This is a genomic window from Azospirillum soli (assembly GCF_017876165.1).
Lineage (GTDB): Bacteria > Pseudomonadota > Alphaproteobacteria > Azospirillales > Azospirillaceae > Azospirillum > Azospirillum soli.
Map to the genome: position 1 here is coordinate 51,527 of NZ_JAGINQ010000005.1, position 12,603 is coordinate 64,129.

Annotated in this window: 7 protein-coding genes; all 7 read right to left on the bottom strand. The window is 71.0% G+C overall.

Features of this window, described 5'->3' with window-relative positions; genetic code table 11:
* Positions 1-3: 3 nt before the first annotated feature.
* The 7 genes from J2852_RS09950 to J2852_RS09980 are packed head-to-tail and all read right to left on the bottom strand — an operon-like array spanning position 4 to position 12,536.
* The gene (locus tag J2852_RS09950; RefSeq protein ID WP_343206714.1) at positions 4-723 is read right to left on the bottom strand and encodes an ABC transporter ATP-binding protein; all 720 of its coding nucleotides are present in this window, start codon (positions 721-723) and stop codon (positions 4-6) included.
* Positions 720-2,696 (bottom strand): vWA domain-containing protein, encoded by a 1,977-nt coding sequence (locus tag J2852_RS09955; protein ID WP_209874684.1) that lies wholly within the window; start codon positions 2,694-2,696, stop codon positions 720-722. The genes J2852_RS09950 and J2852_RS09955 overlap by 4 nt, the downstream gene beginning before the upstream one ends.
* Positions 2,696-3,688, bottom strand: coding sequence for an SEL1-like repeat protein (locus tag J2852_RS31465; protein ID WP_246499462.1), 993 nt, complete (start codon positions 3,686-3,688; stop codon positions 2,696-2,698). The genes J2852_RS09955 and J2852_RS31465 overlap by 1 nt, the downstream gene beginning before the upstream one ends.
* A gap of 19 nt (positions 3,689-3,707) precedes the next feature.
* Complete coding sequence (locus J2852_RS09965) at positions 3,708-6,374, bottom strand: virulence factor SrfC family protein (RefSeq protein ID WP_209874686.1); 2,667 nt, start codon at positions 6,372-6,374, stop codon at positions 3,708-3,710.
* 13 nt (positions 6,375-6,387) lie between these two features.
* Positions 6,388-9,387 carry a virulence factor SrfB gene (locus J2852_RS09970; protein ID WP_209874687.1) on the bottom strand — a complete coding sequence of 1,000 codons (3,000 nt, stop codon included), beginning with the start codon at positions 9,385-9,387 and terminating at the stop codon, positions 6,388-6,390.
* Positions 9,388-9,408: 21 nt separating this feature from the next.
* Complete coding sequence (locus J2852_RS09975) at positions 9,409-10,740, bottom strand: SrfA family protein (protein ID WP_209874689.1); 1,332 nt, start codon at positions 10,738-10,740, stop codon at positions 9,409-9,411.
* 8 nt (positions 10,741-10,748) lie between these two features.
* Complete coding sequence (locus tag J2852_RS09980; protein ID WP_209874692.1) at positions 10,749-12,536, bottom strand: VWA domain-containing protein; 1,788 nt, start codon at positions 12,534-12,536, stop codon at positions 10,749-10,751.
* Positions 12,537-12,603: the final 67 nt, after the last annotated feature.

Below are 12,603 nucleotides of genomic sequence, written 5' to 3' on the forward strand. Positions count from 1 at the left end.
CGCTCACCCGTTGAAGCGCGCGACGACCGCGCCGTCCTGGGCGGCGGACAGATCCGCCGTGACGCGGCGCACGCGATGCCGGGCCAGCAGGTCCCAATCGTGGCTGGCCACCACCGCCGCGACCTTCATGTGGCGCGTGACCTCCAGCAGCAGGGCCATGACCCGCTCCGCGTTGGCGGGGTCGAGGGAGGCGGTCGGCTCGTCGGCCAGGATCAGCGACGGCCCGTGCGCCAGCGCGCGGGCGATGGCGACGCGCTGCCGCTCGCCGATGGACAGGTCGCGCGGCTTGCGGTCGAGCAGCCGCTCCACCCCCAGCACGCGGGCCAGCGTTGCCACTCGCCGGGCGCTGCCCTGGCGGTTCAGCCGGCAGGACAGGGCAATGTTCTCGCGCACCGTCAGGAAGGGCAGCAGCCCGCCGGTTTGCAGCACATAGCCGATGCCGCTGCCCCGCGCGTCGGCGAGCGCGTCGCGGTCGCGCCGCGCCCACAGCCCGGCGACGTCCAGCGATTCGCCCGCCGTCGTCAGCGTGAAACGCTCGGCACTTTCCGGCGCGCCGATCAGGCCCAGCAGGTCCAGCAGCGTGCTTTTCCCCGATCCAGACGGGCCGGTCAGCGCCACGCATTCCCCGGCCGCGACAGCAAGGCGCCCCACCTCCACCCGGAAGGAGGCCGTTCCCTCGCCATGGCGGCGCGTCACCCCCTCCAGCCGGAGGACGTCGGTCACGGAAGCGCCTCCAGCGGCACCGGGAAGACGGCATCGGCGGCGCTGCCGCCCTCGTCCAGCGCGATCCAGCGGGCGGTGTCGTCGTGGTAGATCTGGTAAAGGCGCAGCTTGCGCTCCAACTCGTCCAGGAAGGCCTGCTGCTCGCCGATGGACCAGCGGCTCCAGGTCTGCTGGTCGATGCTCATGACCTTGCTCTTGTAGGGCAGGTCGTCGAGGTATTCGCCGAGCAGGCCGAGGTCGCCCAGCTTCAGCGCGTCCGGCCGGTTCATCTGGTTGGGGTCGCGGCCCAGCACAGCGGCGGCCGAGCGCAGGCGCTTGAAGAAGTCGTCGGGCGTCAGCTGCGCCGCTTGGCCCGCATCCACGATGCCTTTCACCGCTTGGCGAAGGTCGGACAGCTGGTTCTTGTTCAGCAGCACCCGCACGTCGGTGGTGGCGAGGTCGGGCTTCGCGAAGTCGCGGTCGGCGATCCAGGCGCGCAGCAGGCGCGGCGGCTCCGTCCCCTCGACGCGGCCGAGATAGGCCAGCTGCATCGCCCGCCCGACCAGCCGGGCGTCGTCGGCGGCGCGCTTGGCCGGATCCTTTTCCGGTGCGGCGGCCGGAGCGTCCTCCGACATCTTGCCGTCGGCGGCGACTTTGACCTGATTGACAATGGCGTCGGCGAGCGCGTCCACCGTGGCGCCGAACCGCTCCACCGAACCGGCCTCGACGTCGTAATAGAGCGGCTTGTTCAGCGCCCGGTTGAAGGACAGCGCCTGATACTGGGCCTGCGCCTGAGCGTGGCTCGCTTTACCGGCTGGCGTCTTCAGGTGCAGCGTGTAGATGGCGGCGCCGCGCTGTTCCGCCTCCAGCCGCACCTGCTCCGCGTCGAGCTTCGTTTCCGACAGTGGGTCGCCGCCCTTCAGCGCGCCCGCGTCGGTGACGAGAACGACGTAGCGTCCGCCGGCCTCCGACCAGTCGATGTCGCGAAGCGCGGTCATCACCCCGGCGAAGGCGTCCTCGTCAAAACGGGCGCTCGACACCTTGGCCTGGGACAGGCCCTTCACCTGGGCCAGGAAGGCGTCGCCGTTCGCCACCTTGTTGGGGTCGGCGAACAGCTTGGAGACATAGTCCAGCCCCGGCGTTGCCGTGGTGGAGGAGCGGAAGGCGACCAGCCCGAAATGCACCTTGGACCCCAACCCGGCCTCGGCCACGCGGGCGTAGATGCGGCGCACCGCCTCGCGCGTGCGGTCGATGTAGGGATCCATGGAGATCGTGCTGTCGATCACGAACACCACGTTGGCGGTGAAATTGCGCAACGCCAGCGTGCGGTCGGGCGCCGGCTGGTCGGGTGCCTTCTCCGGCCGGGCGGTGACCGAGGCGACCTCCAGCACCCGCACGGGGAAGCCGGCGCCGTGGTACGCCTCCTCCGCCTGGAGGATCGGCAGCAGGTAGAACTGCTTGTTGAAATCGACGTGGGTTTCCGGCTCGATCGACATCACCGGCGAGTTTGCCGGCAGAGGCGGCTTGGTCGCGGCGGTGAGCAGCGGCTTGGCCGCTGTCCCCGGATCTGCGGATTCCAGCACCGACAGCACGCCGGCCTTGTCCTTGAACAGCAGCGCGCGGTCGCGCCCGGCCGGGTTGGTGAAGGCAAGCGTCAACTGCTGCTTCCAGGGCAGCGTCGCATCGGCCCTGACCCAGCCCTTCACCTCGCCCCGGCTGTTCGGGCCGACTTCCAGCCATTCCGCGTCGCCGACCGTCTTGCGGTCGTAGACGTAGAGGATGGAGAGCGCCGGCAGTTCGGTGCCTTTGGCGGCGGCGCCGGGTGCCGGGGCCAGCGCGGCGCCGGGGCGCGTCAGCACGCGCTGGTGCAGCGTCTTCTTGCCTTCCATCAGCAATGGCGTCCGCTCCGGCGCCGCGTGCGTGGCGATGGGTGCGGCCAGCGTGAGGCACAGCGCGGCGAGGAGGGCGGAAAGGGCGGGAGAACGCGGCGGCATCACTTCTTCTCCAGCGCGGCGGCGAGGGTCGCGGCCTCAGCGTCGCCGGCGGCGGCGGCCTTTTTCAGCCATTCCAGAGCTTTCGGCGGGTTGCTGTCCTTCAGCAGGGTGCCGAGGCGCCGTTGCGCCGGGACCGAACCCGCGCCCGCCGCTGCCTCGTACCAGCGTTGGGCCGTGTCGGCGTTGGGGCCGGGCAGTGGGCTGGTCTGCGGGTTGAAGGTCGCTGGATCGTACATGCGGGCGAGCGCCAGGGCGGCGTCGCCGTCGCCCTTCTCCGCCGCGTAGCGGTAGACCAGCAGCGCGCCGTCCAGCTTTCCGCCCTTGGCGAGTTCGTCACCCTTGCCGCGCGCGTCGGCCGCCGCCGGCGTGCGTTCCAGAAAGGCGCGGACCTCGGCGCGGATGTCCTGCGGCGCGGGCGCCGGGGGCGGCGCAGCGGCGGTCTGGATGGGCGTCTCGTCCGTCTGTTTCAGGACGAACCACGCCGCCCCGCCGGCCACGGCAAGGACGAGCACGATCCCGGCGGCGATCAACCCGACCCCTGGTGGATCGTTGATCGGCGGCGGAGGAGGGGGCGGCGGTGGTGGCGGCGGCGGAGGAGGTAGTGGTGGTGGGGGAGGCGGCGGTGGCGATGGCGGTTCTGCGGCGCGCGCCCGGCTGCCGAGCAGGCCGCGCACGCTGAGCGTCGCGGTGCTCTTCGTCGCGCCATGGACGTGCAGGCGGAAGGCGGCGGCGGTCGCCTGCGCCTCCAGAAGCGGTTCTACGATGACCGGGCCAACCGTCAGGACCGTCTGGCCGGCCTCGACGCCGGCTTCCAGATCCGGCCCGACGCTGAAGGCGTGCTCGTGCGCCTGCCAGCCGTTGGGGCCGAGCCAGCGCGCGGAACTCTGGTTGCGCTCGATGGCGATGGCGTCCGGAGCGGTGGCCCCGGCGCCCAGGGTGATCTGCCCATGGCCGGGGCCAAGGCGCGGGTGGGTGGTGATGTCGGCGCGCATGCCGGGGTCTCCCTCGTGCTCAGGCGCCCGTGGTGGGCAATGTGGCGGGCAGCGCGGCCAGGATGCGGCCGAGGCGCTGGTTGGCGTGTGGCGGGATCTCGCTGGATTCCGAATGGCCCAGGTTGTCCAGCGCGCTCTGGCGCAGAGACAGCAGCCAGTCGATGGCGAAGGGGCTGGGCGTCTCCTCCTCCGGCAGGTCCGGATAGGCGCCGGCCGGCGGCGGGTCGGCGAAAACCGGGCTGTCGTCGCCGGGGCGGGCCGGGCGGGCGGATGGCGGGCGCTCCAGCATGCCGAGGTAGTCGATGAGCCGGCTGATCGCCATAGACGCGGTCAGCACCTGCCGGTCCACCAGCGCCTCCCACTGGGCGCCGACGTTGGCCTCCGCCGCCTCAATGGCCTGGACGATGCGGTCCTCCAGGTTTCGGGCGGAGGCGGCGCGGCGCAGCTCCCGCGTGATGAACAGCGCGGAATCGCGAGGCAGGTTGCCGAGATGGCGCAGCAGCGCCTCGTCCTCGGGGAAGGCCTGCAACTGCTCCTGCCAGTCGCGCAGCACGGCGCGGGCGAAGTCCGCCGCGCGGCCGGACTTGGGTTTCGGCGCGGCGCTGGCGGCGGGGGCGGCGCTGCGCAGGGCGGACAGGTCCAGGCGGCTGCGTTGCGGGCGTGCGGCCGGGGTCTCGGCCTCCGCCTTCTCGCCCGCGCCGAAATAGAGCGAGCGCAGCCGCTCCGCCGAGGGGTACAGGCTGGCGAGAATGCCGCCCAGGAAATCGGGGTTGAGGCCTTCCAGCAGGCGGTCGAAATCGGTGAGAACCCGCTCCTCCGCCTCCGCTCCGGCGCCGGAATAGAAGGTGCCGACGCCGTCGCGCAGGCGGCGGCATTCGTGGGCGAGCAGCTCCTCGATGCGGCCGGTCTTCTGCGACGGGTCGGCGGCGGCCGACAGCTTGGCGACCAGCCGGTCAGCACCGCCGTCGTTCAGCCCGATCACGGCCTCCCAGGCGTCCGGCGCCTCCGCGATGTGTTCGCGGACCAGCGGTTCGTTCAGGAAGGCGTCGCGCAGCTTGTCCAGCCGCTCCTTCTGGCCGGGCAGATAGCCGGTCTCGACCCCGCTTTCGATCGGCCCTTCGACGGCGATCACCGATCCGGCGAGCCGGGGCTTGCGGGTCAGGAAGGTGTTGTCGAAGGGGCGGCCGTTCCAGTCGGCCACCCAGTCTTCCCCGCCGATCTTTTCCAGCGCCATCTTCATCAGGTCGGACCAGACGATGCGGCGGGATTCGTCCGTTTCGGCGGCCATGGGGGCCACCTTCTCGTCGAATCGGGTGATGACGAAGAACAGGCCGGCGGCGCGGCGGCGCCGTTCCGCCGCCGTGGCGCCCTGGGTCTGGCGCACCCAGGCGGACACCGCGTCCTTGACCGCCGCCACCTCCGGCTGGCGGGAGGAGGCGACGCAAAGCAGCAGCAGGTTCATTTCCTGGTCGGCGGTGTAGCGCTCGAACAGGTAGGCGACCTTGCCGCGCAGGAACAGTTCCGCCACCGGGTCGGCGTTGGCGGTGGAGCGCGACTGGTGCGTCACCTCCGCCACGCTGGTGACGTTCAGGCGCCCGCGATAGCCGGGGAAGTCCAGCAGGTCCACCCGCTTCACCAGATCGGCGGTCGGCGGGTCGGCCAGCACGAAGCGCAGCTCCGCGACCAGCGCGGCGAGGACGGAGCGGGGCAGCGACACCTCCGCCCCAGCCTCGCCGTCTCGGACCGGCAGCAGCGGCACGGCGTCGGCGCCGTCCTTGCCCAGATGCCAGAGCGTCTGGACGTTGATGATGCCCTTTTCCTTGCTGAAGTCCGTTTCCGTGCTGGAGGCGCCGCCGCGCCGCTCGACCAGCGCGGACAGGTGGCAGTAGGCGCGCTCCGCGTGGCCGAGCGTCCCCAGCGCGCGGGTCAGCATCAGGCAGCAGTCGGTGAAGGGCTGCACGTCCTGCCACAGCAGGCCGAACAGGCGGGCGCGGTCCTCCGGTGCCAGACGCGGGGCGAGGTCCGGCGCCTCCTTCCAGAAGCGCGCGTAACGCTCCATGGACGCCTTGAAATGATGGCCGAAATAGTCGGCGACGTCGATCACGTCCTCCGGCGTCAGGTCGCCAGTGGGCTGCGCCTGGACCTTGCCGCGCAGTTCCGCCAGACGGGTCTTGATGGTCTCGTCGCTGACCTGGGTGGCGGTCTGCTGGTTGAAGTCGCGGTAATAGCTGTTGCCGAGGATCTTGACGATGTCCGCCTCGGACAGCAGCCGCACGTCGATGGGGTGGCTGGACGGCGCGCCGCCCGGCTGGCAGGTGAAGCGGGTGACGAGGCCGGTCGCCTCCTTGCCGTGGCCGACTGGGTTGACGTGCTTCAGAAAGTTCAGCCGGTCCCCGCCGAGCTGCGTTTCCAGCTGCCCATCGGTCCCAGCCGCCAAGACGGAGACGAGGTAGGACTTGCCGACTTGGCTCTCCCCGAAGAAGCCGATGGCGAGCGGCTGTTCGGCGGCGCAGCGCAGGCGGCGCAAGTGGTTGCGGGTCTGGCGCAGCTGAAGCGTCAGCGCATCGCCCTCGCGGTCCAGGCGCGGCGCGTCGGCGCGGGTGTCGCCGATCCAGGAAATCGCCTGTCCGGCGGCCTCGAAGGCATTCTGGCAGAGGTCGGAAAGCGGCTTTCCATCCATGGTCATGATGACGGCTCTCTCACTTCTGCAGGGCGACGGCGCCGGTGTCGATCCAATAGCCGCTCTCCCCCACGCCGGTGTAGGGCAGGGTGTGCAGGCTGAGCTTCACGTCGGAGGAGCGGAAGCCGGCGACGGAGTTGGTCGGTTCGGCCGTGGAAATGCCGTAATCCTCCACCGCAAAGGGCGGCTTGCGGCCCCGGCGGACCTGATCGGCGCTGGGAATGCGCACGGTGCGCTTCAGCGTCAGCAGCGGGGCGGCGGCGCGCGCGGCCTCCGCCCGTTCGGGCACGGCGTGCATCAGGTACAGCGGCGTCGCCGGCCAGCGGGCGATGGGCAGCTGGCGGAAGCCCAGCTGCACGATGCCCCGGTAGACGTGCGTCTTGGCGAGGTCCTGCGTTTCCGCCCCGCCCGTCTCGTCGGAAGGGCGGACGTCCACGTCCAGCTCGTCCAGCACGTTGTCCTGGGTGATGGTCCCGACGAGGTCGAGGAAGCCGACGTAACGCGCCGTGGACTTCACGAACAGGCGGTCGGCCGACAGGGCGAAGTTGCGCAGGTTGCCGCAGCGCCCCAGCTCGCACAGCATGGCGCCGACCGCCGCCGTGGTCTTCGGGTCGCCGATGCGGCCGTTCTTCTGGAACGGGTACCAGCTGCCGATGCGGAAGGAATGCAGCGGCACCACACGATCCGGCGGCAGAGGCAGTTCGGCCTGGAGCATCTCGCGCACCGCCGGCAGCCGCGACGGACGGCCGGACAGCAGCAGCACGTCGCAGTCGTAGGCCCGCACCGCTTCGCACAGGCAGCGCAGCACCTTGTGGATCTCCCAATCCCAGAACAGGGCGTGCAGCGATCCCAGGTCGATGGTCACCGGCACGGTGCGCAGGTCGAAGCCGGTCGCGCCGGCCGCGCTCACGGCGTCGTTCACATAGGCGACGACCTTCTCGCTCGGCTGGCTGGCGACGTCGAAGAAGTCCTGGACGGCCCGAACCTCCACCGGCGCGCCGGTCACCGGGTCGTACCCTTCGTAGGCCGACAGCACGGCCAGACCGATGCGGTGCAGCACCTGCACGGCCAACTGCTGGCGCAGCATGGCCTTCTGCGCCTCGGTCGCATGGGGCCCCATCAGCTCCTCGACCAGCAGGCGCGGGTCGGGGACGCCGCAGGCGGCCATGTGCTGCTGGATGGCCTTGACCACCACCGCTTGGATGACGCGCAGCAGGATGTCGTCGCCCGCGATCTTGAAGCCCTCGCGGAACAGCTGATCCGGGATGATGTCGGGGTTGATGCCCTCGCCGTGCAGCGAGAAATCCGTCACCACCAGATCCGTGGTGCCGCCGCCGATGTCGAGCGAGGCGACGCGCAGTTTGCGCCCCGGCACTTCCCCATGACGCGGGCGGCGCATGGTGGCGAAGAAGGGCTCGGCGTTGCCAGCGAAATGCCAGACGATCCCGTTGTAGAGGTAGAGAACCTGCGAACAGGTCGCCTCGTCCCAGTTCATGACGAGGTCGGGCATCTTCGGCCAGCAGTGCGGGCTGACCTCCGGGCCGTAATCCTCCGGGTGCCAGCCCAGCGTCGTCCACACCAGCCGCAACGCTTGGTTGGCGCGCTCGCGGTAGATGGCCTGCTCCTGCACCGACATGGAGGGCGGCACGGTCAGGATGATGCGGCGCAGGTGGCGCGGCAGGTCGGCGTGGCTGGAGCGCTGGCGCTGCGAGGGGGCGTTGATCTGAGTCAGCGCCTGCACCAGGATCTCGGTCAGCGTGAAGGTCATCAGGGACGAGCGGGAGTAGTGCGGCATGAAGACCGGCATGCCGCTGCCGTCCTCGGCGAACAGCGCCTCGCCCTTCTGGTCGATGTGGTTGGTGAAGGGGGCGGCGGTAGCGTGCGGCTCGTCCCAGGACGCGCCACCGGTCGGGGGGGCGTTGAAGCGCCACGCGGTGGGGTATTCGTTCTCGTCCCACAGATAGCGTTTGGGGCTGGACAGGCCGGTCGCCCCGTCCGTGCCCCGGCGCCGCCCGGCCAGCCGCATCGCCTCCGGCCCGACCCGCGCGATGGTCGGCCACAGGAAGGCGTCGCCCAGGCCGCTCTGCACCGACAGATGGTCCTTGCCGAAATGGGCCTGCGCGAACTCGACGCGCGACTGGAACGGCTCGCGCCAGACGAGCTGCGGCTCGCCCAGGTCGCGCAGTTCCAGCGCGTGCACGTCGCCGAGCCGGTTGGAGGAACCGGGCGTCTCCTCGATCAGGATGCCGCAGGTCCGCGCGTTGCCGAGGTCGAGGATCAAATCCACCGGCACCGGGCGGTGCAGGGCGTCCGGCCGGTTGGCGATCACCTTGATCTGCGGCACCGCCACGGCGGCCAGGATGAGATTCAGCAGATGCAGGAAATGGGCACGGTGCTTGAAGTCGGCCAGTTCGGCGGCGAGGTCGTCCTGGTGCATGCGCCGGCGCTTGGCCGCCGCCTCGAACTGTTCGCGCAGCCACGCGTCCACCCAGGGAAGGGAGGCGAAACCGGCGGCAACCCTGGCGTCGTCGGTGAACTGGAACAGATGGCCGCTGCGCACGTCCTCCCCGGTCGGGCGCAGGTAGAGCGTGCCGTCCTCGTCCATCACCGTGGTGTCGAAGGCGATGGTCAGGCGGTGCGTGTGCTTGGGGTCCTCCCCCTCAGCCAGCTGTACGAGGCGGGCACGCGCCCAGTTGGTCGGCCCTTCGTGGAACCCGCCGTCCGGGCGGCGGCGCAGCACCGGGATCGGCAGCCACTGCCGGTCGAACAGGGCCAGCGTGTCCTTCAGCAGCGTTTCGATCTGCGGGTTCTTGCGGGCGCGGCTGTCGCCGGGCAGGTGGTAGTCGCCCTGTTCCCGGTCGTAGTCGAGGCGGATCAGCCCCAGGCCGCCGCCGTCACGCACGAAGCCGGCGGGCATGCTGCCAGCCGTCTTCAGCACCAGACCCACGTCGAGGAACTGGATGCCGCTCTTCATGATGAGCGAGGTGACTTCGTCGTATTTGCGCAGTTCCGCAAGCATTCGAGCGCTTTCCCGGTTGGCCTAGCGTTGCATGTCGACTTGGAAGGTGCGGCCGTTCGAATGACGGCCCTGGCAGGCGGCGCGCCCGCCCTCGCCGACCGTGCAGTCGATCCGCGAGCGCGTGAAGGCGGAGCCGTCGCTGCATGTCGGGTCGTTCAGCCCGTCGATGGTCAGGCGTCCGTCCTGCATCCGCGCCTGGGCGGGCCCCTGGCAGACTACGCCGTTCTTCTGCCGGATGGTCAGGGTGCCGCCACCCTTGCGGTCGAAGCTGTAGTCCACCACCACCGGCTGCCCGGACCGCGTCTCGTACAGGTCGGTCCTGGAACGCCAGTTGCCTTCCAGGAAGTCCACCCGGCCTTGCTTGCGCGCCTCCTCGGGGATGACGAGGGGGCCGGGTGCGGGCGGCGGCAGCGTGGCTGGGGGAACGGCGGGCGGGGTGGGTTTGTGCTCCGGCAGGGGCGGCGGGGGCATGGGGGCGGTTGCCTCCGGCGCGGGGTCGGCCGGGACGACGGGCGTGACCGGGACGGCGGGCACGGCATCGGGCGTTACTGCATCGGGCGTCGGGGGCACGGTCGGAACCATGGGGCGCTCGACCACCACGGTCGGCGGTTCGGCCGGGCGCTCCGGCTCGGCCGGCTTGGTCCAGCCGAACAGATCCGGCAGGCTGGGCGCGACGCGGGCCACATAGGGTTCCACCAAATCGGGCGCGCAGCCGCGCAACCCGAACAGCAGGCCCAGGGCCAGCAGCGGCAGCAGCAGAAAGGGCAGGCAGCCTGCCAGGAACGGGAACCAGCTGCGCGCCACCGGCGGTGGCGGAACCGGGGCGACGGATGGGGCGGCTTGCTCCGGCACCGGGTCCGGGGCGGGGGCGACGACCGGCGGGCGGATGGCCCAACTGGTCTCGTCCAGGCCGATGTGGGTGAAGCCCCAGAAGGTCGCCACCGGACGGCCATCGACCAGATAGACGTGATTGCCGTCCGGGAATTCCGCCGCCGCCGTCAGCAGGTCGGCGAACAGCGTGTCGTCGCGGGTCGTTGCCCGCGCCCGGTGTTCCGTGGCCGCTGCGCGTATGCGTTCCTGCATGGCCCTGGCCTGGGCGTGGGCGTCGGCGCGCTCCTCCTCCGTCTGGCTTGCGGGCGGCACCACGTCGCCGGGGAAGGGGGCGTACCAGTCGATCCGGTCGCCCTGCTCGTTGATTTTGGGCACGGCGAGGAAGTCGGCGGTGTCGCCACCCAGCCGCACCTGAACCGCGCGCCGCAGCTGGGCGGCCGAGCGGAAGGCCGGGTCGCCGTGCGCCCCTTTCGCCTGATAGGCGCTCAACGGTTCCGAGCGCAGCCATGCTCCCATCGACATCGACGACCTCATTGCCCCCGGCATTCGGCCGGGATGGGGGATTGGCCCGTGGCCTTCTGCACGGCCGGCATCAGGCCGCCGACATCCTGGGCGTTGAAGACCCGCCCGCCGGTCTCCCGCGCCAGACAGGACGCGGAATCGCCGTTGGTGACTTGGACGACGTTGATGACCAGCCCCGGCTTCTGCGCCTTCAGCCGGCGGGCGGCGGCGCAGGGGTCGGCGCCGCAGGAATCGTGCCCGTCCGACAGGACCACGATGACCGCCGGCTTCTTGGGATCGGAGCCGTCCATCATGGTCGCGGCGCGTTCGATGCCGCGCGCCAGCGGCGTGCCCTGCTGCGGCTGGATGCCGTCCACGATGCCGTGCAGCCGGGGCCGCTCGCCCTTCTTGAAGAAGCTGAAATTGTCCGTGCTCTTGCAGTTGCCAAAGACGATCAGGCCGGCGTCCACATCGCCCGGCAGCTTGTCCACGGCGGCCTTCGTCGCCCGCTTGGCATGGTCGATGCGGCGGTCGCCGGCACGGTTGGCGTTGATCGCGCCGGCCCGCGCCAGGGCCGCCGGATCGCCGCGCCGGACGCCAGCGATCATCGCCGCCTCCTCGGCGTCGGACATGCCAAAGGGAAAGGCCATGCTGCCGGATGCATCCAGGGCGAACACCACTTCCGGGGCCTCCCACGGCTGGCGCGGCGACGGGCAGGTTGCGGCCTGCTGTGGCTGTGCCTTCGGCTTGGATTGTGCCGGAGCGGGCAGCGCTTCCGGCGCGACGGCGGGTGCCGGGGCAGGTGCCGGTGAAGGAGTTGGCGGCGGCGTGGGCTTGCTTTTCGGCAGCGGAGGCTCGGCCGGAGCGGCGGGCGGTGCTTCCACCGCTGCGACCGGCGGCAGGGCCGGTGCCGGCGTCGGCTTCGGATCCGGCGCGGCGATGACCGGCGGTGTGGACGGTGGCGCGGATGGCGGCTGAAGGGGAAGCGGCAGCGCCGCCGCGCCCGGCTCCGGCGCGCGGCAGGACTTGCGCGCGTCCTGCAAGCGGGCCTCCAGCGCGTCAAGTTCGGCCTGAAGCGTCGCGGACCGGTCGTCCTCCAGCCGCAGGCGGGCTTGCAGGTCGCCGCCGATGAGCAGCGGGACCGGCCACCAGCGCAGCCAGAAGGCGAGGCCGGCGAAGAGCAACAAGAGCAGCAGGACGGTCAAGCCGGCAATCATTCCAGCCCGCCAGCCGGGCACGGCCAAGACCGGTGTGGGGTTCGGTGTGGGGGGCGGGGTTGCCGGCGTTGGACTGGGGGCAGGCGAGGCGGTGTTTTGAGGGGCGCTGACCGGGGGCGGTGCGGCTCCCGTAGCCACCGGCGCGGCGGTCGCCGTCGCGGAAACCAGAAGAGCCGCTCCGGCGGTGGCGTGTCCCCAGAAGATGACGCACGGCTGCCCGGCCACCGAATAGACGCAGCTGTCGTCGGGGAACTGCGTGGCCAGCCGGATCAGTTCGGCCAGTTCCGGATTGCCGGCGCGCGCTCGCTCGGCGATGGAGCGGACGTGTTCCAGCCGCTCCTTCAGGACCGCCAGCAGCTTGGCGCGCTCATGGGCCGGCACCGCGTGCAGCGGCGTGGGGTTGCCCAGGCCTTCGCCCCACCAGTCGATGGTGTCCACACTCTGACGCGGTTCGGCCAGCAGCATGCCCCAGGCGGACGGAAGCTCGCCGCGCAGCCGCTTCAGGATGAGGGTGGCCGAATCGATGACGGGCTCGCCGTTCCGGACCAGCGCCGTGTAAAGCGTGCGCGGGGTGCGAGCGATGCGGATGCGGTGCATCATGGCCGCTCAGCCTCGTGCCAGAGTCTCGGTTCGGTCACGGGCATCGGCTGGGCCATCGAACACAAGT

Coding starts and splice junctions, on each gene's coding strand:
- J2852_RS09955 (WP_209874684.1), bottom strand. CDS start 2,696: ATGCCGCCGCGTTCTCCCGCCCTTTCCGCCCTCCTCGCCGCGCTGTGC.
- J2852_RS31465 (WP_246499462.1), bottom strand. CDS start 3,688: ATGCGCGCCGACATCACCACCCACCCGCGCCTTGGCCCCGGCCATGGG.
- J2852_RS09965 (WP_209874686.1), bottom strand. CDS start 6,374: ATGACCATGGATGGAAAGCCGCTTTCCGACCTCTGCCAGAATGCCTTC.
- J2852_RS09970 (WP_209874687.1), bottom strand. CDS start 9,387: ATGCTTGCGGAACTGCGCAAATACGACGAAGTCACCTCGCTCATCATG.
- J2852_RS09975 (WP_209874689.1), bottom strand. CDS start 10,740: ATGTCGATGGGAGCATGGCTGCGCTCGGAACCGTTGAGCGCCTATCAG.
- J2852_RS09980 (WP_209874692.1), bottom strand. CDS start 12,536: ATGATGCACCGCATCCGCATCGCTCGCACCCCGCGCACGCTTTACACG.